The organism is Paenibacillus sp. 23TSA30-6 (assembly GCF_014858585.1).
GTDB lineage: Bacteria > Bacillota > Bacilli > Paenibacillales > Paenibacillaceae > Paenibacillus.
Genome location: NZ_SLTL01000004.1, coordinates 156,148 through 182,794, shown reverse-complemented (window position 1 = coordinate 182,794; position 26,647 = coordinate 156,148). Strand labels below are relative to the sequence as shown.

The 26,647-nt window shown below is 49.2% G+C and carries 25 protein-coding genes and 1 riboswitch; all 25 genes read left to right on the top strand.

Annotated features, from left to right (window positions below; genetic code table 11):
• Nucleotides 1-51: 51 nt before the first annotated feature.
• The 25 genes from E0698_RS05420 to E0698_RS05300 all read left to right on the top strand — a co-directional run bounded on the left by E0698_RS05420 (nt 52) and on the right by E0698_RS05300 (nt 26,557).
• Nucleotides 52-1,245, top strand: a complete 1,194-nt coding sequence (locus E0698_RS05420) for a serine hydrolase (RefSeq protein ID WP_192510851.1) — start codon at nt 52-54, stop codon at nt 1,243-1,245.
• A gap of 96 nt (nt 1,246-1,341) precedes the next feature.
• Nucleotides 1,342-1,695, top strand: coding sequence for an anti-sigma F factor antagonist (spoIIAA, locus tag E0698_RS05415; RefSeq protein WP_192510850.1), 354 nt, complete (start codon nt 1,342-1,344; stop codon nt 1,693-1,695).
• Complete coding sequence (spoIIAB, locus tag E0698_RS05410; RefSeq protein ID WP_134913783.1) at nt 1,692-2,147, top strand: anti-sigma F factor; 456 nt, start codon at nt 1,692-1,694, stop codon at nt 2,145-2,147. Before spoIIAA ends, spoIIAB begins: the two co-directional genes overlap by 4 nt.
• An 11-nt stretch (nt 2,148-2,158) precedes the next feature.
• Entirely contained in the window at nt 2,159-2,914 is a 756-nt protein-coding gene (sigF, locus tag E0698_RS05405; protein ID WP_014282155.1) for an RNA polymerase sporulation sigma factor SigF, read from the top strand.
• 171 nt (nt 2,915-3,085) lie between these two features.
• A complete protein-coding gene (locus E0698_RS05400) occupies nt 3,086-3,739 on the top strand; it encodes a stage V sporulation protein AA (RefSeq protein WP_134913787.1) in 654 nt (217 codons plus the stop codon).
• Nucleotides 3,739-4,161 (top strand): stage V sporulation protein AB, encoded by a 423-nt coding sequence (locus E0698_RS05395; RefSeq protein ID WP_134914619.1) that lies wholly within the window; start codon nt 3,739-3,741, stop codon nt 4,159-4,161. Before E0698_RS05400 ends, E0698_RS05395 begins: the two co-directional genes overlap by 1 nt.
• Nucleotides 4,162-4,187: 26 nt before the next feature.
• Nucleotides 4,188-5,873 carry a spore germination protein gene (locus E0698_RS05390; RefSeq protein WP_192510849.1) on the top strand — a complete coding sequence of 562 codons (1,686 nt, stop codon included), beginning with the start codon at nt 4,188-4,190 and terminating at the stop codon, nt 5,871-5,873.
• Between the two features lie 110 nt (nt 5,874-5,983).
• A complete protein-coding gene (gene lysA / locus E0698_RS05385; protein WP_134913791.1) occupies nt 5,984-7,351 on the top strand; it encodes a diaminopimelate decarboxylase in 1,368 nt (455 codons plus the stop codon).
• Between the two features lie 161 nt (nt 7,352-7,512).
• A complete protein-coding gene (locus E0698_RS05380) occupies nt 7,513-7,947 on the top strand; it encodes a peptidylprolyl isomerase (protein ID WP_014282150.1) in 435 nt (144 codons plus the stop codon).
• Nucleotides 7,948-8,195: 248 nt separating this feature from the next.
• Nucleotides 8,196-9,209 (top strand): 2-oxoacid:acceptor oxidoreductase family protein, encoded by a 1,014-nt coding sequence (locus E0698_RS05375; protein WP_134913793.1) that lies wholly within the window; start codon nt 8,196-8,198, stop codon nt 9,207-9,209.
• Nucleotides 9,209-11,497 carry a thiamine pyrophosphate-dependent enzyme gene (locus tag E0698_RS05370; RefSeq protein ID WP_192510848.1) on the top strand — a complete coding sequence of 763 codons (2,289 nt, stop codon included), beginning with the start codon at nt 9,209-9,211 and terminating at the stop codon, nt 11,495-11,497. The genes E0698_RS05375 and E0698_RS05370 overlap by 1 nt, the downstream gene beginning before the upstream one ends.
• A 220-nt stretch (nt 11,498-11,717) precedes the next feature.
• Entirely contained in the window at nt 11,718-12,185 is a 468-nt protein-coding gene (locus E0698_RS05365) for an IDEAL domain-containing protein (RefSeq protein ID WP_134913797.1), read from the top strand.
• A gap of 67 nt (nt 12,186-12,252) precedes the next feature.
• A riboswitch (FMN riboswitch) is annotated at nt 12,253-12,426 on the top strand.
• A 335-nt stretch (nt 12,427-12,761) separates the two neighbouring features.
• Complete coding sequence (gene ribE, locus E0698_RS05360; RefSeq protein WP_192510847.1) at nt 12,762-13,427, top strand: riboflavin synthase; 666 nt, start codon at nt 12,762-12,764, stop codon at nt 13,425-13,427.
• Nucleotides 13,428-13,455: 28 nt separating this feature from the next.
• Nucleotides 13,456-14,148, top strand: coding sequence for a 3,4-dihydroxy-2-butanone-4-phosphate synthase (gene ribB, locus E0698_RS05355; RefSeq protein WP_273041343.1), 693 nt, complete (start codon nt 13,456-13,458; stop codon nt 14,146-14,148).
• Between the two features lie 28 nt (nt 14,149-14,176).
• Complete coding sequence (gene ribH / locus E0698_RS05350; RefSeq protein WP_192510846.1) at nt 14,177-14,641, top strand: 6,7-dimethyl-8-ribityllumazine synthase; 465 nt, start codon at nt 14,177-14,179, stop codon at nt 14,639-14,641.
• 173 nt (nt 14,642-14,814) lie between these two features.
• Nucleotides 14,815-15,609 (top strand): segregation and condensation protein A, encoded by a 795-nt coding sequence (locus E0698_RS05345; protein ID WP_192510845.1) that lies wholly within the window; start codon nt 14,815-14,817, stop codon nt 15,607-15,609.
• Nucleotides 15,578-16,180 (top strand): SMC-Scp complex subunit ScpB, encoded by a 603-nt coding sequence (gene scpB, locus E0698_RS05340; protein ID WP_134913801.1) that lies wholly within the window; start codon nt 15,578-15,580, stop codon nt 16,178-16,180. Before E0698_RS05345 ends, scpB begins: the two co-directional genes overlap by 32 nt.
• A gap of 186 nt (nt 16,181-16,366) precedes the next feature.
• A complete protein-coding gene (locus tag E0698_RS05335) occupies nt 16,367-17,080 on the top strand; it encodes a DUF2953 domain-containing protein (protein ID WP_134913803.1) in 714 nt (237 codons plus the stop codon).
• Between the two features lie 163 nt (nt 17,081-17,243).
• Nucleotides 17,244-19,298, top strand: coding sequence for a hydantoinase/oxoprolinase family protein (locus E0698_RS05330; protein WP_134913805.1), 2,055 nt, complete (start codon nt 17,244-17,246; stop codon nt 19,296-19,298).
• Nucleotides 19,295-21,262 carry a hydantoinase B/oxoprolinase family protein gene (locus E0698_RS05325; RefSeq protein WP_192510844.1) on the top strand — a complete coding sequence of 656 codons (1,968 nt, stop codon included), beginning with the start codon at nt 19,295-19,297 and terminating at the stop codon, nt 21,260-21,262. Before E0698_RS05330 ends, E0698_RS05325 begins: the two co-directional genes overlap by 4 nt.
• 36 nt (nt 21,263-21,298) lie before the next feature.
• A complete protein-coding gene (locus E0698_RS05320; protein ID WP_192510843.1) occupies nt 21,299-22,417 on the top strand; it encodes an ABC transporter substrate-binding protein in 1,119 nt (372 codons plus the stop codon).
• On the top strand, nt 22,414-23,520 hold the full coding sequence (locus tag E0698_RS05315; RefSeq protein ID WP_192510842.1) for a polyamine ABC transporter ATP-binding protein: 1,107 nt from the start codon (nt 22,414-22,416) through the stop codon (nt 23,518-23,520). Before E0698_RS05320 ends, E0698_RS05315 begins: the two co-directional genes overlap by 4 nt.
• A gap of 2 nt (nt 23,521-23,522) precedes the next feature.
• The gene (locus E0698_RS05310) at nt 23,523-24,401 is read left to right on the top strand and encodes an ABC transporter permease (RefSeq protein WP_134913809.1); all 879 of its coding nucleotides are present in this window, start codon (nt 23,523-23,525) and stop codon (nt 24,399-24,401) included.
• A gap of 37 nt (nt 24,402-24,438) precedes the next feature.
• Nucleotides 24,439-25,260: an ABC transporter permease subunit gene (locus E0698_RS05305; protein WP_149093670.1), complete on the top strand. Its 822-nt coding sequence runs from the start codon at nt 24,439-24,441 to the stop codon at nt 25,258-25,260.
• Nucleotides 25,261-25,363: 103 nt separating this feature from the next.
• The gene (locus E0698_RS05300) at nt 25,364-26,557 is read left to right on the top strand and encodes an amidohydrolase (RefSeq protein WP_192510841.1); all 1,194 of its coding nucleotides are present in this window, start codon (nt 25,364-25,366) and stop codon (nt 26,555-26,557) included.
• The last annotated feature ends 90 nt before the right edge of the window (nt 26,558-26,647 follow it).

The window sequence follows — 26,647 nt, the reverse complement described above, 5'->3', positions numbered from 1 at the left end:
ACATAACGGGCTCCGGTGCTTTACGCCAATATGTTGAGGAGGGAACCGATTGTGAAGAAAAAAGTGGTAGCGTTCATCCTGGCTTGTCTGGTGGCCTTGACTGCTGTCCCCGTCGGCGGTTGGGCCGAGGAAAGCAAACCTGAAAGCAAGCCCAAGGAGGGTTCTGCGGCTGAGCTTGCTCCCGAGGCTCTCTCGGCGATCCTGATGGATGCGGATACGGGTACAGTCATCTATGAAAAAAATAGCCGTGAAAAGCTTCCTCCGGCGAGTATTACTAAAATTATGACCATGCTGCTGACGATGGAGGCTATTCAAGATGGCAAACTCAAGCTGACCGACAAAGTACGGGCCAGCGAATATGCGGCTTCGATGGGCGGATCGCAAATTTTTCTGGAGCCGGGAGAAGAAATGACGGTCGATGAGATGCTTAAAGGAGTCGCAATGGCTTCCGGTAATGATGCTTCCGTGGCGATGGCTGAGAAAATTGCGGGCTCTGAGCAGGCTTTTGTCGAATTGATGAATGCCAAGGCGCAGCAGCTTGGTTTAAAGGATACCCATTTTGCCAATTGCAACGGTTTGCCAGTAAAAAATCACTATTCTTCTGCGCATGATATTGCGGTCATGAGCCGTGAACTGTTGAAATATTCCCAAATTACGAAATATACAGGAGCGTATCAGGACTATTTACGCAAATCCTCGGCCAAGCCGTTTTGGTTGGTGAATACGAATAAGCTGGTTCGCTTTTATACAGGAGCGGACGGGCTGAAAACTGGCTACACAGGGGAAGCGAAATTTTGCCTTTCCGCTACGGCCAAGCGTGATGGTATGCGTGTAGTCGCTGTCGTACTTGGCGAACCGAATACCAAAACACGTAACAATGAAGTATCCTCCATGTTCGATTATGCATTTTCCCAATACACGATGAAATCAGTGTACAAGCCGGGTGACCTGCTGGGAAGCGTAAAAGTCGAGAAGGGAGTACTGCCGGAGCTGAAAATTCAGGCAGATCGTTCCTACAGTGTGCTGGTGAAAAAGGGTGGAACGAAAGATACGCTACGTCATGAGCTGCAACTCGCTCCAAGTCTGAAAGCTCCTGTCCGTGCAGGTGATCCAGTTGGCAAGCTGGTTGTCTATCAGGATGGTAAACGGCTCAAGGAGTTTAACATAACCTCACCCGTGGCGGTGGAGAAGGCTGGATGGTGGAAATTGTTTAAACGTACCATGTCGAACCTGTTTTCTTTGTAGATTTTAAGGGGTTTTCTTCTAGTTTTGTCGGAGGGCAGGAATCGTCTGCGGGTGCGTAGAAATCCTTGTCCAAGACCGGGAGGAGAGTGAGTAAGCATGAACCTGCAAATTGAAATGGAGCATCACCGGGGGGTGTTGATTGTAAGACTGTCCGGTGAGCTTGATCACCATACGTCGGATATGGTCCGTATGCAAATGGATGAAGCGATTCAGCGTCGCCAATGCGAGCATATCGTGCTCAGCCTGAAAAATCTCCAGTTTATGGACAGCTCCGGCCTTGGCGTTATCTTGGGACGTTACAAGCTGATTAAACAAAAGGGCGGCAAGATGGCTGTCTGCGATGTCAATCCGCCGGTACACCGACTGCTGGATATGTCAGGCTTGTTTAAAATCATACCTGTATATGAAAACGAGGGAAATGCGCTCACGGAACTGGAGGTGGTGTCATGAGAGAAAGTACGGGAAACAATTTCATGAGCTTGCAATTTGCCGCCAAATCCGAGAATGAAGCGTTTGCCCGCGTCGCTGTCGCTGCCTTTATTTCCCGGCTTGATCCGACCATGGACGAGCTGAGTGATCTGAAAACCGTGGTGTCCGAGGCGGTAACGAACAGCATTATTCACGGCTATGACAGCGATCCGTCCGGAGTCGTGACGATCAAGGTAGGGATTGAAATGGACGTGGTTACACTGGTGATTGAAGATGCAGGAAGAGGGATCGAGGATCTGGAGCTGGCGAAGCAGCCTCTGTATACCTCCAAGCCTGAACTGGAACGCTCGGGCATGGGTTTTACCATTATGGAAAATTTCATGGATGAGTTTGAAGCAGTCAGTGAGCCGGGCGGAGGCACGTCGGTCCGGATGAAGAAAAGGATTGAATCCAAGAAAGCTTTATATAATTAGGGGTTGATCCTATGGAAGCAGGAGGAAAAAAAACTTCGAACAGCTATTTGGAGGATGCGGAAGTCAAACGGCTCATTGCACTGAGTCAATCCGGTGATAATGATGCCCGTGAGACGCTGGTCAATAGTAATATCCGGCTCGTATGGTCTGTCGTGCAGCGCTTTATGAACCGGGGATATGAACCTGACGATCTTTTTCAGATCGGCTGCATCGGTTTGTTAAAATCGGTGGACAAATTCGATCTAAGCTATGAAGTCAAATTTTCAACGTATGCGGTCCCGATGATTATTGGGGAAATTCAACGTTTTCTGCGCGATGACGGCACGCTTAAGGTTAGCCGCTCCCTCAAGGAGACGGCCAATAAGGTCCGCAAAATGAAGGACGAGCTGTCCAAACGGCTGAACCGTTTACCTACGATCAAGGAAGTCGCAGATGAACTGGGAGTTACACCAGAAGATGTTGTTTTTGCCCAAGAGGCTAACAAGCCGCCAACCTCGATTCACGAAACGGTGTTCGAAAATGACGGCGATCCGATTACGCTTATGGATCAGATTGCAGATGAATCGCAGGAGCGGTGGTTCGACAAGCTGGCGTTGAATGAGGCTATCGGGGGGCTGACTGAGCGGGAAAGGCTCATTGTATATCTGCGTTATTATCGCGATCAGACTCAATCGGAGGTCGCAAGCCGACTTGGTATTTCCCAGGTGCAGGTATCGCGGCTGGAAAAAAAGATTTTGCAGTCGATTCGTGATCAGATTGCTCAATAATACGGTGAGGATTGCTAAATCCTTATGCTACGTAATTCAAAAGGGTATTCCCAAGCCATGTTCATGGTCAGGGGTACCCTTTTTTGCGTGGAGAAAAAGAAAGTGCACAGAATATGTTTCTTGGCTTCGCCTCATACTAACCAGTAATTACGAGGATAAGGAGGGGATCGGATGACTCATAATCCGGCTCCTACAGTGGCTCCCATAGTCTATTTACGTCTCCGCAGTCGTGTACGCATGTTAAAGGGGCATGACTTGCATTTGGGGGATGTAGCCCATCTGCTGGCAGATCCCGAATGGGAAAACGAGCTGCTGGAGCTTGTTCTCAAGCGGCCTCAGCAACAGGACGGCAATCTGATACTGGTGGACATGCTGCAAATCATATCGAAAATTAGAGAACGCATTCCGGGTGTTGTCGTGGAATCTCTCGGCAAGCCGCATGTGCTTGTGGAAATCGTGGAGAAACCGCGTAAGCCATCCAGAATATTGTTTGTTCTGGTGTGGGTGCTTCTGTTCTTTGGCTCTGCGCTCACGATTATGAATTTTCACGCTGACGTCAGCATGATGGAGGTGCAGGTTCGGATTGTTGAGATGATTACCGGACACAAGGATGAGCATCCATATCTGTTCCAGATTGCGTATTCGATCGGTATTGGCTTCGGCATGATTGTGTTCTTTAATCATTTATTCAAAAAAAAATGGAACGAGGAGCCGACGCCGCTGGAAGTGGAAATGTATCTGTATCAGGAAAATGTGGATCAGTACGTAGTGGCGGAGGAATATGAAAAGATGGCCCGCATGCATACGAAGGATAAGCGCCGATGATGATGTATGTACAGGGTGCACTTCAGATCATTTTAGGCATCGCCGGAGGCGTTGCGGTGGGTGGTGGCGTGATCGCACTTTTTATTGTGCTGGATATGATTCCTCGGCTTGCACAGCTTACCCGTACCTATAACAAATCACGAGCATACGAAAAATCTATGATTTTAGGTTCAGTGGTGGGAACGGTATCCGATTTTTGGAATATATGCTTGCCGTTGCCGGGCGTACTTACGTGGATACCGGGGTTGTTTTGCGGAGTGTTTATCGGTTTACTCGCCGCAGCACTGACGGAGGTGCTGAATCTCTTGCCTATACTCGCCAAGCGGCTCCATATGACCGTGTATATGTTTGGCCTGCTGATGGCGATGGTGCTGGGTAAGATGACTGGTTCGTTTTTTGACTGGTTCGTATACAACCGATAACAAGGAAAGTGAAGGGGGCAAGAGATATGGAGCATAGACCGGATCAAGAGCATCAGGATGAAGGAGCCATCGGAAGGGAAGGTTACACTGCTGGGGAGGAAGAAATGAGTCCGTGGAAAAAAAGGCAGGCACAGGAGTCAGAACGTTTTAAGCACAAAAAAGAGAGTGAGCGTTCTGATAACGTAGAGGAATCCGTCCGCTATTGGCAGGGTGAGGATGATATTTCGCCGAGAATGAAGGATAATCGGGATACGCTCAAAACAGTGATTGGTCTGGGGGAGACCTTTGATGTCGTATTCAGGGAAATGACGTTAGGCGGGCGCCATACCGGATATTTGTTTCTGAATACCTTCGCCAAAGACCAGATTATGCTTGAAGTGCTGAAGCGGCTCACCTATCTAACACCGGATGAGCTATCTACGGACGGATTGCAAGCATATTTTGAGAATTATATTCCGCATATTCAGGTGGAAAAGTCGGATAAAATGTCAGTTGTTATCAACAAAGTGCTGACAGGCTATAGCGCCTTCTTTATGGAAGGTGAGCGCTTTTCGGTCATTTTGGACACCCGTAATTATCCGGTACGCAATCCCGAGGAACCGTCACTGGAGCGCGTCGTACGTGGTGCCCGTGACGGCTTTACAGAGACGATGCTGACAAATGTGGGTCTGGTTCGCCGCCGCTTGCGGGACCCCGGGCTTAAATTTGAGGCGATGCAGGTCGGTCGTCGCACCCGAACCGACGTATGCTTGGGCTATATTGATGATATCGTGGATAAAGTCATGGTGGACACCGTACGCGATAAAATTAAAAACGTTAATCTGGACGGCATCCCGCTGGCGGATAAGCAATTAGAGGAGACGATTATTAATAAAGGCTGGAATCCATATCCATTAGTGCGGTATTCGGAGCGACCAGATGTTGTGGCTTCGCATATTATGGAAGGGCGACTCGTTATTTTCGTCGATACCTCACCCAGCGTGATGATCTTACCCACCACCTTTTTTGACCTGTGTCAGCATGCGGAAGAGAATCGGCAAACGGCTTTTATGGGGAGCTACCTGCGTTGGGTACGATTTTTGGGTATTTTCGCCTCGATGTTCCTGCTTCCGATGTGGCTGCTTATGGTCATCAATCCCGAACTAAAACCGGCGTTTCTCGATTTTATCGGTCCTCAAAAGGAAGCCCATCTGCCGCTGATCGCCCAGTTTATCATTGTGGAGCTAGGGGTCGATCTCATGCGCATGGCGGCTGTCCATACACCGACACCGCTGGCTTCCGCGATGGGCTTGATCGCCGCCATTTTGGTCGGGGATATTGCGGTCAAAACGGGACTGTTCGTCAACGAAGTTGTGCTGTATATGGCTGTGGCTGCTATCGGGATGTTCGCAACGCCGAGCTATGAATTGGGATTGGCGAATCGGCTAATCCGGCTGGTTTTGCTGATCGCTGTGGCTATCTTCCACGTTCCGGGTTTTATCGTAGGCACGACACTGATCATTTTGATGCTGACGCTGCACCGGTCATACAATTCTTCCTACCTGTGGCCGTTCATTCCTTTTAATGCCAAGGCGATGGCTTCCATCTTGTTCCGTATGCCTGTACTGAGTTCGACTAACCGTCCGTCATCTAACAAAACGCGGGACAATACACGCATGCCGGGTACGGATGCAAACACGGATTCGAACTCTGGCAACGGGCAGGAACATTAATATAAATGATCTGTATAAAAATCCATTCTTCTTAATGCTTTTTTTGCTATACTGGTGTTAACATTCGATGGAATATGACTTGCTTGTTCCAGAAAGAGAGGCGCCAGAACATGTATTTGCATGGAAGCAGTAAAATTAACAGCACTGGACATTTGGAGATTGGCGGATGCGACACGACCCTTCTGAAGGAGCGTTTTGGAACACCGCTATATATTGTAGATGAACAGTTAGTACGCCAGCGTTGCCGGGAGTTTATAGAAGCTTTTCATGAAACCGGGTTGAAGTTTCAAGTCGCTTATGCAAGCAAAGCATTTTGCGTAATGGCGATGTGTGCTTTGGCTGCAGAAGAAGGGATGTCGCTCGACGTCGTTTCCAGTGGAGAGCTGTTCACCGCACTGCAAGCTGGATTTCCGGCAGAGCGAATCCATTTTCACGGCAACAACAAAACACCGGAAGAAATTGAAATGGCGTTAGATGCGCAAATTGGTTGCTTCGTGGTCGACAGCGAGATGGAGCTGCATTTGCTTCAGGCCCTTGCCTCCGAGCGGAAACAGCAGGTAAATATTTTATTGCGGGTTACACCGGGGGTTGAAGCACATACGCACGAATATATGGCCACAGGCCAAGAGGATTCAAAGTTCGGTTTTGACATTGCGAACGGTACAGCAAGCCATGCGGTGGAGCAGGCTATCAGGCTAGATCATCTGAACCTGCTGGGGGTACATTCCCATATCGGATCGCAAATTTTTGAAGTGAACGGCTTCCAAATGGCTGCCGAACGGGTTGCCGCTTTTTCCAGAGAAATCAAGGAACAGCTTCAGTTTTCTTTCAAGGTTATTAATCTGGGTGGGGGATTTGGCATTCGTTACACAGAAGAGGACACACCACTGAAAATTTCCACCTATGTACAGGCTATCGGCGAAGCGGTAAAAACTCATTTTTCCGGGCTGTATGACGAGCTTCCTGAAATCTGGATTGAACCGGGACGGAGCATTGTAGGCGACTCCGGCACCACCTTGTATACCGTGGGCAGCCTCAAGGATATCCCACAGGTGCGCAAGTATGTCTCGGTTGACGGCGGAATGACGGATAATCCGCGTCCAGCGCTATATCAGGCGAAGTATGAAGCCATGCTGGCTAACCGGGCGCACGATGCGAACGAGGAGACGGTATCCATTGCGGGCAAATGCTGTGAAAGCGGCGATATGCTCATTTGGGATGTGGAGCTGCCGCGTCCGACCAGCGGGGATTTGCTCGCTGTTGCTTCAACCGGAGCCTACAATTATTCCATGGCGAGTAATTATAACCGGATACGTCGACCAGCGGTTGTATTTGTAAACAATGGTGAGGCCGAACTGGTGGTACGCCGGGAAAGCTATGAAGATATCGTTCGGAATGATGTCGTGCCACAGCGTTTGGTTCGTGACCAAGCCAGTTCATCGGTTCATCCCAACGCCAAGATTACGGTTTCTTCCTGATTTTGAATACGTGTGACGAAACAGGCCATTCATCCGGAGTGATATACCGGGGACAATGGTCTCTTTTTTTGGACAAGGCTTTGCTAAGCGCGGCAATTCATAGTAAACTGGAACTTGATGCTATTTAGCTTTCAAAACAGGTTGAAAAGGAGCTACAAACAATGAAAAAAGGTAGAATAGATCTTGAAAACGGCGGTATCGTCGAAATTGATTTTTTTCCAGAAGAAGCGCCAAACACGGTTGCTAACTTTGAAAAGCTGGCAAACAGCGGTTACTACAACGGCTTGAGCTTCCACCGCGTTATTCCAGGCTTTGTTGCCCAAGGTGGTTGTCCTAATGGAACAGGCACAGGCGGCCCTGGCTACACGATCGACTGCGAAACAGCTACGAACACAACGAAGCATGCCAAAGGCGTTCTGTCCATGGCGCATGCAGGCCGTAACACAGGCGGAAGCCAATTCTTCATCTGCTACGCTCCACAGCCGCATTTGGATGGAGTACATACTGTATTTGGTCAAGTGACCAAAGGTATGGAATTCATTGATGCTGTAAAACAAGGCGACAAAATGAAAGAGGTTAAAGTATTTGACGCGTAATATACCGTTAAATGCATGATCTTTTTCTTAACGTTACACCTAAGCCGTTCTGTCTTTGGACAGGGCGGCTTTTTGTTGTCTTTTGTTTGACAGTTTGCTGATTTTCGCATTCACGCAGGTCTTAAAGTGAAGAAGATCACATTCGAAAAGTAAGTGTTGTGATAGCCTTTTCATAAGAATGCATTTTCCATTTTTTTATATGAGTATTCAAGCTTAGTAAGGGTTGCAAAAGAAGGGGGTTTATCACATTGTCTATTTTAACGAGCACAAATCGACTCGGATTTTTTGAAATCCGGCTGGAGTCCATTGGTGGACTCGGCGCTAATCTGGCTGGTAAAATGCTGGCTGAAACCGGGGTGCTTGGTCTGGGGCTGAATGCTTCAAATTTTTCATCATATGGTTCGGAAAAGAAGGGAACCCCGGTCAAAAGCTTTGTCCGTTTTTGTGATCCCGGGGTGGATATCCGCGATCACAGTCCGATTGAGCAACCGCATGTGGTAGGCATTTTCCATGAAACGTTATACAAAACGGTAAATGTCATCAGCGGACTGCCAGCGGATGGGATTGTAGTGGTTAATTCTACACGTCCAGCAGAAGAAATACGGGCTGATTTGGGACTGGTATCCGGTACATTAGCGGTGGTGGATGCGATGGGCATCGCCCTGGAGGAGCGGACCAAGCTGAATACGTCCATGCTGGGTGCGCTGTTCCGCGTCTGTGATTTTTTAGATCCGGAGGCGATGAGATCGGTTATTCGCAGTACTTTTGAAAAGAAAAATCCACAGTTGGTGGAGCCTAATTTGCGTACGTTTAACCGTGGTTTTGAAGAAATGGAACTGCACGTATATCCGGTTACAGATGACGCGCAGGATCGGGTTTTTGAACGTCCGCAGCCTTTACTGGGGTACGAAACGCAGCCATTGGGGGGCGTTATTGCGACTCAGGGGAACAGCATGACGAGAGATGTTAGTGGTTCACGTCAGGGGTATGTGCCTGAATATGAAGCTGATAAATGTACCCATTGTGCCAAGTGTGATTCGATTTGCCCGGATTACTGTTTTGTATGGGAAGAGCAAGCAGACAAACGCGGAAGAATGATTCCATTTTTGCAAGGGATTGATTACCAGTATTGCAAAGGATGTCTGAAATGTGTAGATATTTGCCCATCGGGGGCATTAAGCTCGCGTCGCGAGCAATGGGGATGGGCGGAACAGAATCGAGTTGCCCACCAATTTCCGGTATATGAAGGAGGGCGTGCGTAATGGCAAAACTGGAGGAAGAACTCAAACAGACAGGCGCCGCGCAAGTGACAACGTTCGAATCCGGTAATGAAATGGCAGCTACGGCGGCTGCGCAGATCAATTATCATATGATGGGATATTTCCCGATTACTCCATCTACCGAGGTAGCGCAGTATCTGGATCAGATGAGAACGAGAGGTCAGCATAATATTAAGCTGGTTGCAGCAGACGGAGAACACGGATCGGCAGGGATTTGTTATGGAGCTGCCGCAGCGGGAGCGAGGGTTGTGAACGCCACTAGTTCGCAAGGTTTCCTGTACATGCTGGAGCAGTTACCTGTTCAGTCAGGTACTCGTTTTCCAATGGTTATGAATCTGGTGACACGAGCTGTCAGTGGTCCCCTGGATATTCGCGGGGATCATTCGGACCTGTACTATGGTTTGAATACAGGCTGGGTCATTTTGACGGCAAGTACACCACAGGCTGTGTATGATATGAACATCATGGCACTAAAAATCGCAGAGCATAGCGATGTACGGCTGCCTGTAATGGTTGCATATGACGGTTTTTATACGTCCCATCAAAAACGTAAAGTGCAATATTTTGCCGATGCTGAGACCGTGCGCGGTTTTGTAGGTCCTAACCCGAACTTAAATTATCCGAATATTACGGATTTTGATCATCCTGTTACCGTGGGCGCGCATATGAACGGCGATGACCTGACGAATAATCATGTTCAGCTGTCCGAAGCACTGAAGCTGTCAGAAGGAGTATATGAGCAGGTAGCAGCAGAATATGCCGCTTTATCCGGTCGGGAATACCCGATTTTGGATCTGTATCATATGGAGGATGCTGAGGTCGCGGTATTCCTGTTGAATTCGGCGGCTGAATCGGCCAAGGATGTGGCGGATCAACTCCGCGCGCGCGGGATTAAAGCTGGTGTGATACGTCCGAATATCATCCGACCGTTTCCTGCCGAGCAGCTTCGCGAGGCATTGTGCCATGTCAAGGCGCTGCTGGTGGGTGAACGTGCGGATTCGTACGGCGCCGATGGCGGTAATTTGACGCACGAAATCAAGGCGGCCTTACAGGAGGACCCGCTGAATCGGACACTCGTGTTGAGCCGTATCTTTGGCCTGGGGGGCAAGGATTTTTATGCGGAAGATGCAGAGGCGTTCTTCCAGCTTGCGATTGAGGCGGCAGAGGCCGGACGAGCGGAGAAGCCCTTTGATTATTACGGAATTAATCTGGGTTCACCGGACAAGGTGATGCCGCAAGTTATGCAGCCGCCACGGGGCGATGCGTACCGTACGGGTCTCATTCAGGTTACGCCGGATGAGGTGACCGGGAAGCTCAAGGTCAAGGTACCGCCGCTGCGTTCGCTGACGACCAAACCACGCCGTCTTACGCCGGGTCATGGGGCGTGTCCAGGCTGTGGAGCGCTGTCTGCGCTGGAGCTGTTTTTCAAAGGTATCGAGGGAGATATCGTCGTGCTGTTCCAGACCGGTTGTGTATACGTGGTCACGACAGGTTATCCGTATACATCACACAAACAGCCGATGATCCACAATCTTTTTCAAAACGGGGCCGCTACACTTTCGGGAGCGCTGGAAGCTTACATGGAAATGAAGCGCCGTAATGAAATTGAAATGTCGGACGATCCGACCTTTATCATGATCAGCGGGGACGGTGGGATGGATATTGGTATGGGTTCTGCGATTGGTGCGGCTCTGCGTAATCATAAGCTGATCATGCTGGAATATGATAACGAGGGGTACATGAATACAGGGTCGCAGCAATCATACTCGACTCCGGTCGGCCATATGACGAGCACCTCAGGTGTAGGGAAGATGCAAAAAGGCAAGCAGGGGCATCACAAGGATACGGTGCAAATTATGGCTGCCTGCAATATTCCATATGCCTTCACGGCAGCCGAGAGCCATCCGCAGGATATGCTGCGTAAAGCGGCCAAAGCACAATGGTATGCAAATAACGTGGGGACCGCCTATGGTAAAATCCTGTGCGCCTGCCCGCTGAACTGGAAATCCGAGGATAGACTGGGTACCAGCATTGTGGGAGCTGCTGTGGAGTCTTGCTTCTTCCCGCTGTACGAGATTGAGCAAGGCAGTACGACGATTACGTACAATCCGGAGGACAAGGGAAAACGGATTCCAGCCGCAGAATGGCTCAAATTAATGGGCAAAACAAAACATCTTCTTAAGGAAGAAGCCACGCTGGCTACCTTTGAGCAGGAGATTGAACGCCGATGGAATATTCTGAAAAAGAAACATGAAATTTCGGAGCTATAATCCAGTTTTTTGCATAATACACTTTGAACATTGTTATAAGATGTTGCGGTACCGGTTCGATCAAGATTCTTTGCGCTTGTTGCGCGAAGAATCTTTTTTGTCGTTTATGGGATGAAGCATAAAAAATCAGGTAATGATTTCCGATATAGGAGTGGAGGCCTACGTGAAACATGTTGAATTAGTGCTTTCTCTGAATTTTAAGATGCAATGAGGTGCAGGTATGATTAAGCTGAATACAGTTGAGATAATCGAAATTATAAAGAAGCAAATACCCAAGGTCATGAATATCACGCCAGTGGAATTGAAATTTACGGATGACTTTGGACGGACTTCGCTGGCAGCGACAGATCACAAATTTACGCTGACGAACCAGCACTATTCAGCCAAGGTGATGGATTGTGTGCTGGAAACGCAGGTGCGTCCCATTTTAATGTGCGAGATTATTTATTTTCTGAAATGCGAGTTTATCGACGGGCATGTTGATGTACGGCTGGATTACGATATATGCACGGAGGGTGGCCGCGGACCAACCGCTTCAGCGGTCATTACGTTCGATCATGCTACGCAGCTCGGGATCGAAGAACTGGCCGATCTGATTGATCTGGCGCTTCACATGAATGATAGAGCCTGGTTTGAAGAGCTTTCCAGCCAATATGTCAAAACAAAAGCAGAAGCGTCTATCAGATAACTTGCTTTTTTTAGAAGTCGGTGCTAATATACGTAACAAGTTTAATGCTAATTCAATTGAATAAAGCAAGATCCTTCGGGGCGGGGCGCAATTCCCCACCGGCGGTGATGACGTGTCTGTAAATCGCTTCTGCGATGAACAGCGCGGCTTAGTCCGTGACCCGGATGCTGAGCGATCAGCAGAAGGTGGACCTGGTGCAATTCCGGGACCGACAGTATAGTCTGGATGGGAGAAGGATACGAAGCGCATGTGCATGACATGACATGTGCCGATTTTTAGCATACGTAATGGTACGTACGGCTTATTTCGTTGCAGGTAGCAAACGGAAGATTGCTTGTTCTACAAGCTTTCGTTTTCGCACGCGCTCTGAGCGTATTTAGTTGTATGGTCAGTCATGCTTTCTATTGGCAAACTTATCATTCATGTGGTCTCAGGATGTATATGGACTGCGCTTGTATACTGAAAATTCGACTCTCATCACCCCCCATGACGGATATTATCCGGACTGGGGGGTTTTTGCGCTTACGCCTGATGAATTAGGGATAAACTGAACTTTAGATGGGAAGGAGTGAAGGCATGTTTACCGGATTGGTCGAGGAAGTGGGACGCATTCAGCAGATTTCCAGAAGTGGAGAAGCGATGGTGCTGGGCATTGCGGGTTCTGTGGTATTGGGCGATTTGAAAATAGGAGACAGTGTTTCCGTGAATGGTGTTTGTCTGACCGCAACACAGGTGGGTACTAAGGATTTTAAGGTTGATGTGATGCCTGAAACCTTCCGCAACAGCAATCTGAAAGAGTTGAACTCCGGTAGCCGGGTCAATCTGGAACGGGCTATGGCGGCGAACAACAGGTTCGGAGGGCATATCGTGCAAGGACATGTGGATGGAACGGGCACGATTCGTCGGGTGACATCAGACCAGAATGCGATTGTATACGAAGTTGCACCTACAGATCAGGCAATATTCAAATATATTCTTCTCAAAGGCTCGATTACACTCGACGGCATCAGCTTGACGGTTGCCCAGCGCACAGGAGATACCTTTGCCGTATCTATCATCCCCCATACCTTATCTGAGACGGCCTTGCAGGCCAAACGTGAGGGAGACACCGTCAATATTGAATGCGACATTTTAGGTAAATATGTGGAGCAGCTTTTGAATTACGGAAGATTAGCGGCGACGGAGGAAACGGAGAAAGCTCCTATGAGTCTGGATTATTTGGCGAAACACGGCTTTGCCTGATGCCACAAGAAATAAGGAGGAAAGCGTAATGGAAAGCGGAAGCAGTGAGAGCCATTCAAATATAGTGGCTGACGTAGTGGAATATGGTGTGTTGGAGCAGGAGGTGGAAATTCGTCTGGATTCCATTGAAGAAGCGCTGGAGGATCTAAAAAACGGTAAAGTCGTGATCGTGGTGGATGATGAGCAACGGGAAAACGAAGGCGATTTTATCGCTCTGGCAGAAAAAGCGTCCCCCGAGGTCATTAATTTCATGATTACCGAAGGCCGCGGGTTGGTCTGCGTACCGATTACAGGGCAAAGAGCCGAGGCACTGGAATTGCAACCGATGGTGGAGCAAAATACAGATTTCCACGGCACAGCCTTTACGGTGTCGGTAGATCATAGAGAGACCACAACGGGGATTTCAGCAGCCGAGCGTTCATTGACCGTGCGTGCGCTGACCGACGAAGCAGCCACAGGAAGCGATTTCCGCAAGCCCGGTCACATGTTTCCGCTGATCGCCCGCGATGGGGGTGTTTTGCAGCGTGCGGGTCATACTGAGGCGGCTGTCGATCTGGCCCGACTCTGCGGCTCCAAACCCGCCGGGGTCATTTGCGAAATTATAAAGGAAGATGGGTCCATGGCCCGAGTACCCGATTTGGCAGTGATCGCCAACCGTCATCATTTGAAGCTGATCAGTATTCAGGATTTGATTGATTATCGTCGTCGTATGTCATTGTAAATAATTTAAAAAAGAGAGGTTGATTCATATGGCACGTTTTCTGGAAGGTAATCTCGTATCGGATGGTTTGAAGTATGGTATTGTGGTAGGCCGGTTTAATGAGTTTATTACAAGTAAGCTGTTAAGCGGTGCAATCGATGCGCTTCAACGGCATGGAGCGAAGGAAGATGAGATTGATGTAGCCTGGGTGCCAGGTGCTTTTGAAATTTCACTGATTGCTCAAAAAATGGCTGCAAGCGGTAAATACGATGCCGTTATTACGCTGGGTACGGTGATCCGTGGTTCGACCTCCCATTATGATATCGTCTGCAATGAGGTAGCCAAGGGTGTGGCGGCAAGCAGTCTGAAAACAGGCGTGCCTGTTATTTTCGGTGTAGTAACGACGGAAAACATTGAGCAGGCTATTGAGCGTGCAGGTACGAAGGCTGGTAATAAAGGCTGGGATTCCGCACTGGCTGCGATTGAGATGGCGAATCTGGGCAAGCAGTTTTAATTTTGCGAATACCTGAATTGAACGACATAACTATAGCAGGAAAAAGGGATTGGATTGTTAAGCAAGGCGATGACGTATATACTACAGAAAGAGGGATTGATAAAGTCGAGCATAAGTGCTAACGGGGAAAGGTATTGTTGAATGATGATTGGAGTAAGGCAGGGGGAAGCACATTGACAGTCGTAAATTACAAGCTGGAAACATTCGAGGGTCCGCTGGACCTGCTGTTGCATCTGATTGATAAGGCCGAGATCGATATTCAGGATATCCCGATTAGTGATATTACTGATCAGTATATGGCTTTTTTGAACAGTATGCAGGAGCTGGAGCTGGACATTACGAGCGAGTTTCTGGTGATGGCGGCGACGCTCTTATCCATTAAGAGTAAATTGCTGCTTCCCAAGCCACCTGTAATGGAATATGATGATTTGGATTTTTATGAAGAAGAGGATTATGATCCACGGGATGAACTGGTTCGCAAGCTGGTGGAGTATCGTAAATATAAAGGGATTGCCCGCCATCTGAGTGAGCGTGAATGGGAACGAAGTCTGATCTATGGCAAGGAACCGGAGGATTTGAGCGCATACCTGCCCATCGAACCCGCCAATCCGGTGCATGGGCTGCATGCAAGCGATTTGGTCGCGGCTTTTCAGCGTGCGCTGCGCAAAGCAGAACGACGTACGACGGTAACCCGTATTCACCGGGATGAAATTTCGGTCAAGGACCGTATTCGGCAGGTCATCGGGGCGTTGGAGATGGTAGGAACGGGGGGACGGCTTCTGTTCTCCAAGCTGATGCATGAGGATATGTATCGGCATGAAGTGGTAGTCACCTTTTTGGCTATCCTCGAATTGATGAAAATGAAGCAGATTTTCTGCTATCAGGAGAAGCTTTTCGATGATATTGTAATGGAGTGGAGAGGGGATTTACGGGTTAATGGATTATCTGAAGCTGAAATCAATTATTGAGGGACTGCTGTTTCTCGCGGGAGAGGAAGGGTTGTCCGCCAAGCAGATCGCCGACATTGTAGAGCAGCAGCAAGAACTGGTTGAAAAGGGTCTGGAGGATATGAAGCAGGACATGGAGCAGGGAGGAAGAGGTCTGCAAATTGTCCGTATCGCCGGGCACTATCAGCTTGCAACCTTATCCGAACATGCACCTTATTTTGAAAAGCTCGCCTACTCTCCGGCACGTGCCTCGCTGTCGCAAGCGGCCTTGGAGACACTTGCCATTGTGGCCTACCGCCAGCCCATTACAAGAGTTGAAATCGAAGATATTCGCGGTGTCAAATCTGAGCGGGCCATACATACTCTGGTCAACAAGGAGCTTATTGAGGAAAAAGGTCGGGCTGAGGCTATCGGACGGCCAATTTTGTACGGTACGACGAAGTCATTTCTGGATTATTTTGGTCTGGGCTCTTTGGCGGATTTGCCGCAGCCTGAGCAGTTTGAGGACTCGGATAATTTGGAGGAAGAGACACAATTGTTGTTCGAACGTTTGGAGAGTAATCACCCGGATATGAACGATACGGAATCTTGATGCCTGACAGGAGCTTGTTTTACAGGTTTCTCTTCATTGTTAAAGGTTCGAAATTTAGAAAACAGCCAGTCCTTGCGTAATGGGGCTGGCTGTTTAGCGTTTCAGGATGCATGTTTTCCGGGTGAAGGGTCATACTATTTTTGCCATGGTATATCTATGTAGAAAAAAGGAAGGGAGGACTCGCCAGTGTGGAAATGGATCGGTATCGCCATCATCGTCGTCTTGTTACTTGTGCTGGCTGTTCTGCTCTCCCGTATCCGATTGAAGCTGGATATTGCCAAGCATGATAATGATGACCGGGCGCATCTGGAGATCAGATTTCTGTACGGGTGGATTAAAATAAACTATGACATTCCGGCTATTCTGCTGGCAAGTTTGCAGAAAGGGCTACTCTATCGACTCGATCGCAACAAAAACATACATAAAACCGATGCTTCTATTGACAGCGGCACCATCGATAAAGAGAAAATCAAGCTATTTATACACGATATTCGGATTCTGCTGAAAGGAACACGCTCCTTTCACCGATGGATACGTCATACGCTATCCCATGTGAAAATGTCGAAAATGGAATGGTCCACCAATATCAGTCTTGCTGATGCTGCTTATACGGCTACCTCTACCGGTATTCTCTGGGGACTGAAAACGTCACTGATCGGTTTTGCCTCCAGCTTTGTGCGCATGAACTGCACGCCCAAGCTGTTTGTTGTGCCCTATTGGGTAGATCGCCTGCGTTTTACTACCACTTTGACCTGTGAGGCAAGTATTTCACTAGGTTATGTCGTTTATTCGATGCTCATGTTGGCTTACCGCATATGGCGCGTACCGGGCGGTCCAGAGGCGTGGAAGCGCGTATTCTCCAAGAAACCTGAGAATCGTCAGGTCAGCAGTGAAGAGTAAAGAGCGATGGAATCCATCCTTCTCTGAACTTAGGGTAGCACAAAAATACTCTTGATAATATTGTCGAATTTTATCGAATATCTTGATTTATTTATATAATGTCGATAGAATTAGTCGTAATTATAGCAGAGAGATCGTGCGTAACAAGAGGAGGCAGTAAAGGTTGGGCGATTCATGGAGATTAGGGATTGATATTGGGGGAACATTTACGGATTTAACCATATTGGACAATCAGAACGGCAAGCTATGGGGAGTGAAAACTCCAACCATTCCGTTGGACCCTGCACAGGGGATTGCAAATGGATTAGCCTTGTTGAAAGAGCGTGGCATCAAGCCGGAGGACATACATTACTTCGTGCACGGCACTACAATAGGTCTAAATACGTTACTACAGCGTCGCGGTGAGGCGATTGCACTCATCGTAACCGAGGGATTCCGGGATTTGCTGGCTCTCCAGCGTTTACGGCTGCCGATACCATATGATTTTCGTTCCAGACTGCCTGAGCCGCTTGTGCCGAGAGAACGGGTCTTTACGGTAAAAGAGCGCATGCTGCATGACGGTACGGTACATACCTCATTAGATTCTGATAGTCTGGATCAAGCGATTCGCGGGGCGCTGGATTCCGGGGTGAGCGGGGTAGTGGTTTGCTTCCTGCATAGCTATAAAAACCCGCAGCATGAGCAATTGGCTGTTCAGCGGATACGTGAGATCGCTCCCCAGTTGGGTGTGAATGCGTCTTCCGCCTTGTGGCCTCAGATGAGGGAATACGAGCGGGCGGCTATGACGTCCGTTAACTTGTATATTCAGCCAAACGTCCAGCGTTACTTTGAAACGCTTCGTGAACGTTTGAATGAAGAAGGAGTTCAGACGCAACCTTTTATTACGCAATCGAATGGCGGTATTATGGATATTGGCACAGCTGCACAGGCGCCAGTACGAACTTTGTTTTCCGGACCCGCCGCAGGGGTAATCGGTGCAGTACAAGCCGCAAAATCTGCAGATATTGCCAATGTCATCACTTTTGATATGGGGGGCACGAGTGCCGATATTTCCATTATTGAAGCCGGTAAGCCCACATTCACACAAACCAATCAGTTGGCAGGGATGCCGATTATGCTACCTTCCGTTTCGATGTATTCGGTAGGGGCAGGCGGCGGTTCCTTTGCCTGGATTGACAATGGAGGGCTGCTTAAGGTAGGACCGGAGTCAGTCGGTTCGTCTCCGGGGCCTGCCTGTTACGGCACGGGGGAAAGAGCTGCTTTGACGGATGCGTTTCTTTTGTGCGGATATTTGAATTCGGATAGGTTCGCCGCAGGGCATGTACAGCTTTTCCCTGAACGTTCTGCGCAAGCAATTCGTCCCATTGCCGAGCACTTGGGAACAGATGAACGAATGGCCGCCGACCGAATGATTCAGGTAGCTGTGGCGAATATGTATGCAGAGCTAAGCGCGGTGATGGAGCAGCACGGCTTTGATCCACGGGAATTCAGTCTGCTTGCCTTTGGCGGCGGCGGACCGGTAACGGCTAATTTTTTGGCAGAGGAAATTCAGGCACAGAGTGTTCTGGTTCCACCGAATCCCGGTACGTTGTGTGCGCTAGGAGCACTGTCGGCTGATTTTGCCTATGATGCAGTATTATCTTTACAGCAGCGGTTTGATGAGTATCCTTCCGATTCGCTCGCGCGTGAATTTGATGTTTTGGCAGAACAGGCGCGGCAGTGGCTTGATCAGCAGCAGGTGGAGGGGCTGGAAGGGATCGCACTTCATTACTCGATGGATGCACGTTACAGCGGACAAGCCTTTGAAATTGAGCTTCCGCTGGATCGCTCCATGCTGGAAGACGGAAACGGTGAACGGATTGTCACCGCTTTTCACGAACTGCATCATCGTCAATACGGGCACAGTGATCCTTCTGCCGTATTAGAGTTGATTAACCTGCGGGTACGGTTGGCAGGCCATACGATTAAACCTCAGATTGCCTCCATTCCAGAGGCGACGGATCAAATTCAGCCTTCGGGAACACGACGTATTGTCTATGGCGGAACGGATTATACCGCTGATGTATACGCTCGTACCGAGTTGCGTGCAGGCCATCGGTTCGAAGGACCAGCTATCGTCGAACAGGATGACACAACCGTTCTTGTGCTGAACGGCTGGTATGGCGTGACGGATCCGTCCGGCAACCTGATTTTGAAACGAAAAGAGGTATGCGGATGAAGACAGATCCGGCAACACTGGAAATCATGCGAAGTTATTATAATGCGATTGCGGCGGGAATGGGCCACATTATTGAACGGACATCGTTCACGACATTTGTGAAGGAGTCAGCGGATTTTGCCACTGCCTTAGCGACGCCGTCGGGAGAGTTTTTTGTTTACCCAAAAACTGTTGGTGTAACTATATTTTTGGGTTTAAGCTTACAGCGTGCAGCAGAGGCGTGTGAGCCGCTGGAACCGGGCGATATTATCATTACCAATGAGCCGTATTCCACTGACGGATTGGCGACACATTTGCCAGATGTTCATGTATTCAAACCTATTTTTGTGGACGGTGAGCTGATATCCTACGCCTGGGCATTTGTTCATTGCAGTGATGTAGGCGGTCTGGTACCCTCCAGTATTTCGCCCGAGGCCACGGATATTCACCAGGAAGGTTTACGTATACCTCCGGTGAAGCTTTATAAGCGTGGTCAAGCCAATGCGGACGTCCATTTGTTTCTGAATGCGAACAGCCGGGCGCCACAGCTCAATCTGGGTGATTTTAATGCGATGGTGGCTGCTGTCAATACAGCCGAACAGCGGATGCATACGCTGGTGAACAAGTTTGGTGTTCAAGCCGTGAAGGACAGTATGCAGGACCTGATGGATCAGGGGGAGCTTCGTGCCCGCAAGGTCATCGAACAAATTCCCGACGGCACTTACAGCTTTGCTGATTATCTGGATGATGATATGGTTTCGGATACCCCTGTGCGTCTGGCCGTGTCGGTTGTGGTCAAGGATGGAAGCATTACGCTTGATTTTTCCAACTGTGATCCACAGGTGAGAACGGCATTTAATCTCGTGACGAACGGGAAAAAGCATTCGTTTCTGTTCCAGGGATTAATCAACTATATTATTAGTTCTGATCCGTTTATTCCGGTTAACGGAGGTATTACACGACCCATTTCGGTCATTGCACCGGCGGGTACGCTGGTTAATCCGGTATATCCGGCTGCGGTGGGCGTGAGGCATACGATTACGATGCGGTTGTATAACGCTGTGCTTGGGGCGCTTGCAAAAGCTATTCCAAATGAAATCCCGGCGGCGGGTGCCGGGCAATCTGCGATTGTGGTGTTGTCCACCCCTGACGTTTTGAGTGGTTCGCGTAATATGGCTGTAGTTCAGCCGATGGGCGGTGGAGGCGGAGGTCACAGTGACATGGAAGGAGCGGACGGAATCGATCATGCTTCCGGTTTTCTCCGAAATACCCCGATTGAAAGTCTGGAGCAGCACATTGAAGTGCTGGTTCATCGCTATGAATTGTTGGAAAACACGGCAGGTGCCGGACTGCATCGCGGGGGTCACGCCATCCGACTTGATTTTGAGATTCGGGAGGAAGGTTCGATAGTAACGGCTAGAGGCATGGAACGTCTCCGCTTTCATCCTTGGGGACTGGCAGGCGGACAAGCCGGTTCCTTGGGACAGGTCACATTGAACCCCGGCCGTGCGAATGAACGAAAACTACCCAAAATTAGTGTACTTCATCCGGAGCCAGGCGATGTGGTCAGCATTCAGTCTCCAGGTGGGGGCGGCTGGGGAAGTCCGTTCAAGCGCGATCCCCAAGATGTATTGGAGGAAGTGCGCGCTGGTCTACTCGGGGTGCAGCAGGCAGAGAACTTATACGGCGTTACCGTTCAAATACAAGATGGTGCGTGGGTAGTGGATGAAGCATTGACGCGCCAGTACCGGGCTGGCAAGACTGCGGAAGTCACGGACTTGTGGGATTTCGGGAGCGCAAGAGAAGCCTATGAAGCTGTCTGGACATCCGAAGCAAGCGACCGCCTAGCGCAGTTGCTCCAACAACTTCCGCCGACTCAACGTGCTATTCGCAAGCAGTTGGTTCATGAACGTGCTGAACAGATTTATCCGCAGCAGAAGCTGTCCGCCGAGTCGATTGAGCAATTGTGGCAGGATTTAATGTAGAAGGTATTTTATTATTCATAAAAGGTGGTTATGTCCATGAAAAACAAGAGAAAATTCACATTTGCTTCCCTATTCCTTAGCTTGGCGGTCCTCATTTCTGCTTGCGGCAATCAACAGAGCGGAGCGGGAACCGATAATCAAGCCAGCGGCCAGCTGCCGAAAACGAACAAAGTGGTCATTGGTGTGTCCGGTGGAGATTGGGAAAAAAATATCCGTAAAGCAGCATTGGATCAATTTCAAAAGGATACCGGGATTGAAGTGGAGGTTGTCACGGGTACGGATGCCGAATGGTATCCAAAGCTGAAAGCGGGCAATGGTAAAAATGCAGCTTATGACGTGCTTGTTCTGCAACCGGACACCATTCAACGGGCAGCAGATTCCAATTTGTTGCAGCCTTTGGATACTAAAAATGTTCCTAATCTGGCTGATTTATACCCTTCTGTTGAGGAACGGTTCACGAAAGACGGCAATGTATACGCGGCAGGCTTTAGTATGGGGCAATTAGGACTTATTTATCGTAAAGATTTAGTTAAAACCCCGCCGACCAGTTGGCTGGATTTGTGGAATCCGGAATATAAAGGCCATGTTGCAATATCCTCGCCGACTTATTCTGCTGGTTTGCAGTTCTTCTCCGGTCTTGTTAATGCCTTGGGTGGCAAGGAGAGCAACCCTGCTGACGTCGATAAAACCTTTGCCAAACTTGCAGAGCTAAAGCAGAATGCTACCGCGTTCCCGGATAACTCCGGTTCCATTCAAACCTTGCTGGAGCGTGGGGATGCGTGGGTTGTACCGTTTTGGGACGGTCGCGCGTTTGCTATGCAAAAAGCTGGCTTGAATGTTGGCTTCACGTATCCGAAGGATGGACCGGTTGCTGCTGTGGCGAGCTGGGTTATTCCGAAAGGAAGCCAGAACCTGGCAAATGCCTATAAGCTGGTTGACTATTTGTCCAGTCCTGATGCACAGAAATCATTCTCTGATCTGTCTCTGTACGGTATGACCAACAAAAACGTAAAGTATAGTGATGACTTGAAAAACAAAGTACAAGTCGGCGAAGAAGCCTACAAAAAGCTGAAATGGGTTGATTATACGACAGCTACCCCTAACTTGGCAGATTGGACCAATCGCTGGACACAGGCATTGGGGGGCAGCAAGTGAGTGGGATTCACATTGATGATGTGAGCCGCCAATTTGGAGATTTCACGGCTCTGGAAGAGGTCCAGCTACAAGTTCGGGAAGGGGAGTTCTTCTCCCTTCTCGGACCTAGCGGTTGTGGTAAAACGACGCTGCTGAATATGATTGCGGGTTTTCTGGACCCCTCCACGGGACGAATTCTTATTGGAGAACAGGATGTGACTGGACTGCCTCCTTATCGACGGGGTTTGGGTATCGTATTTCAGGATTATGCGTTGTTTCCCCATCTTTCGGTGTTTGATAACGTGGCCTACGGCCTGCAAATACGCAAGCTGCCTAAAAAAGAAATAAAGCGCCGTGTCGACGAGACACTGGCACTTGTCCAGCTCTCATCCTTGGCAGACCGCAGACCTCATCAGTTAAGCGGAGGACAGCGGCAACGGGTGGCGATTGCGAGAGCCTTGGCTATTGAACCCTCTGTATTGCTGCTGGATGAGCCGTTAAGCAATCTGGACGCAAAGCTGCGCAAGGATATGCAGACAGAGCTGCGGACGATTCAACGCCGGACCGGAATCACTACTATCTTGGTCACACATGATCAGGAAGAGGCGCTCAGCTTGTCCGACCGTATCGGTATTTTGGGGCATGGACGTCTTCAACAGGTTGGTTCTCCACTGGAAATATATCGACAGCCAGCTAATCGGTTCGTAGCAGATTTTATCGGACAGGTGAATCTGTTTCATACCTGTTCAATGGGGGATGCAGCTTCGGGAGGCAATATACGCCTTCAGGTCGAACATTATGAGCTGGCCAATGGTTCTCCGTTAATTCTGGAAACGGCTGTGCCGGATTCTGTGGAGGCAGCTACGTATATGCTGCGTCCAGAGAGGATACGGATTTCCTTCATACCCGGAAGTGAAGCTCAGCCCAATCGCACACCGGGAATCATTCAGCATGTCAGCTATGCGGGAGATCAGGTAAGGTTAAAAGTAGCTCTTCCCGGTAAAGGAGAGCTGCTAGTCGTTGCTCCTGATCCTGTATTCCCGACTCTTCCGGTACAGGGAGACCGGTGTGAATTATACTGGGCTGCTGAGGATGTCATTCCTCTTCCAACGGAAGGAGGGTAACCATGGCACGTACAACTGCTGTTCGACGTACGAACTCATTTTATTGGCTTTTGCTTACCCCGGCGCTGCTCTTTCTGACAGCTTTTCTGGTTGCGCCGTTCATTATGCTGATTGTACTCAGTTTTCGGGAAGTAGATAGTTTATTAAATGTGCTTCCTACGTATACGTTGAATCAGTATATCCAGGTGTTTACGACAGGCGCATATATGACAACCATCCGGTCGACATTGGGTGTTGCGTTGCTGACGACAGTCATTTGTATTGTCCTGGCTTATCCGGCGGCATATCTGCTGGTACGAACCGAGAAACCGGGCATACGCACATTTTTTTATATTCTGCTGATTTCGCCCTTGTTGACCAGTGTGGTGATTCGTACGTTCGCATGGATTGTCATTCTGGCTCAAAATGGCCTGCTGAATGCGGTGCTGCTCAAGCTGCACCTGATTGATCAGCCGTTATCGCTTTTATGGAGTATGAAGGCTGTCATTATCGCTTATGTGCAGGTTATGCTGCCATTCGCAGTACTGCCTATTGCAACGTCCATGGGAGATATTCAGCCCAAGCTGCGGCAGGCATCCATGAGTCTCGGAGCTGGGCGGATTCGAACCTTTTTCCGGGTGACGCTTCCGCTTACGTTGCCGGGAATGTTGTCTGGTGCGGCTATTGTTTTCTCGCTTGCAGCGGGTAGCTATATCACGCCATTGCTTGTAGGCGGTCGTCTACAGCCCCTCCTGCCGCTGGCGATTTATCAGCAGGCCGTGCAGGTATTCAATATGCCATTCGCTGCCGCCCTGTCTGTAACGCTGTTGCTGCTGGTCGGTATTGTGGTTGCCCTGATCGGCTGGATATCGAAGAGATGGGAGGCCAGGCTGCATGACTGATTCTTCAAGCAAGGCCTCAGCTCCTGTCGTTAACAACATGAACAAGGCCGATCGACCGCCGCAGCGAAAACGCAAAATATCGGTGCTGACAACTCTAATTTGGGCGGCTGGTATTCTGGTGTATCTGTTTCTGATTTCACCCATTCTGGTTATTTTCCTGTCTGCCTTTAGTCCGACGGAGTATCCGCAATTTCCGCCGACCTCTTTTTCAGTAAGATGGTTTCACTCGTTGTTTACAAACAGCGACTGGGCATCGGCATTACAGGTGAGCGGTTTGCTGCTACTTATCGTCACACCGTTAACCGTCATTTTGGGAACGGCTGCTGCTTATGCTCTGGGTCGATTAAAGTTTCGAGGTCGGGAAGCCATTCAGTCTCTTATGCTGTCACCGCTTATGATTCCGCAGGTTGTGCTGGGGATTGCGTTGCTGTATGAGTTTACATCCCTGGGGCTTATTAACTCTTTAACAGGGCTGGTCATTGGGCATATGGTTGTTGCCTTTCCATACGTAGTCCGCACGGTGAGTGTCAGTGTATCCGGGCTTGATCCCAAACTGGAATCGGCTTCGATGAGCTTGGGAGCGGGAAGACTGAAAACTTTTGTAAGAATCACGATTCCGCTGATCAAGCCGGGGATTATCGCAGGTACGGTGTTCTCCATCGTGGAGTCTTTCGGGGAAGTGTCGATCAGTTTATTTGTATCCTCACCTGGAAATATAACCGTGCCTGTGCGGATTTTTAACTATATTGATCAGACATTTGATCCATCCGTCAACGCCATCTCCGTTTTGTTCATAGGAGTTGCCGTGCTGGCTATTATTATTATGGAGAAGACAGTCGGATTAACGAAAGTGATGTAAGCATGAAGAAAAGGAGGGCAGGCGAAGGGCGTAAAGCCCTTGAGCTTGTCCTCTTGCTATGTAGAAATGAGAAATGAACAGTTGAAGGAGTGGAGAAACTAACATGGAACATGAAACATGGATTGCACAAGCAGAAGCCATAAAAGAACAGGTTGTGGAGTGGCGCAGACATTTTCATCGTCACCCGGAGCTTTCTTTTCAAGAGGTTCAAACGTCTGCATACATTGAAGAACAATTGAGAGGCTTTGGAAACCTGCAAATTTCACGTCCGACTCCAACAAGCGTCATGGCCCGACTTAAGGGTGAACAGCCTGGCAGAGTACTGGCACTGCGCGCTGATATTGATGCATTGCCCATTCATGAGGAGAATCAATTCGAATTCGCCTCTCAGACCGACAATGTGATGCATGCCTGCGGACATGATAGTCATGCGTCCATTTTGCTGGGCGTGGCGAAAATTCTTTCAGGGGAAAAACAGTCTATCCGTGGAGAAGTGCGCTTTATATTTCAGCATGCGGAAGAACAAGTACCAGGTGGGGCCGGGCAGTTGGTAGAAGCAGGTGTCATGGACAATGTAGATGCCATATTTGCCCTGCATCTGATTTCCTGGCTGGATACGGGAAAAATCGGGCTGCTGGCAGGCCCGGTCATGGCGGGTAACGATGCCTTTGATATAACGATTACGGGCTCGGGGGGACATGCGGCTTATCCTCATCAAGCAATTGATGCGATTTCGGTAGCAGCACAGGTCATTGTCAATCTTCAGCATGTGGTGGCCCGCCATATTGATCCGCTGTGCCCTGCGGTTTTGTCGCTCACACAAATTCATGGGGGTTCCGGCTACAACTCATTTCCCGAGCAGGTGAAGCTTGGGGGTACATTCCGCTCCTTCGATCAGTCAGAACGGAACCGTATGCCGGGATTGATTCATCAGATTATAGATGGGGTAGCAACTGCCCATGGAGCAACCTGTGAGCTGGATTACCAGCCGGGGTATCGGCCACTGTATAATGACACGAAACTGGTGGAATTCGTGCGTGAAGCGGCTGTCGATTACTTTGGTGCTGATGTGCTGGAACAAATACAACCTACACTGGGAGCCGAGGATTTTTCTGCCTATTTGCGGAAGGCACCGGGAGCCTTTATTTACATCGGATCACGCAATGGGGCAAAAGAAAGTGACTTCCCGCATCACCATCCGCGATTTACTGTGGATGAGGACGCTATGGAAACGGGATTAAAGATGCTCCTGTTGTTGGTTGATCGGTGGCAGAACACACAGAATCTTCTTGACTAAGGGATTACGAATCGAATGACATGACGTACATATTTCCTTGAACCCCTGCGCACACTAGCGAAAGAAAAGGCAGTCTACGCTTGAACAAAG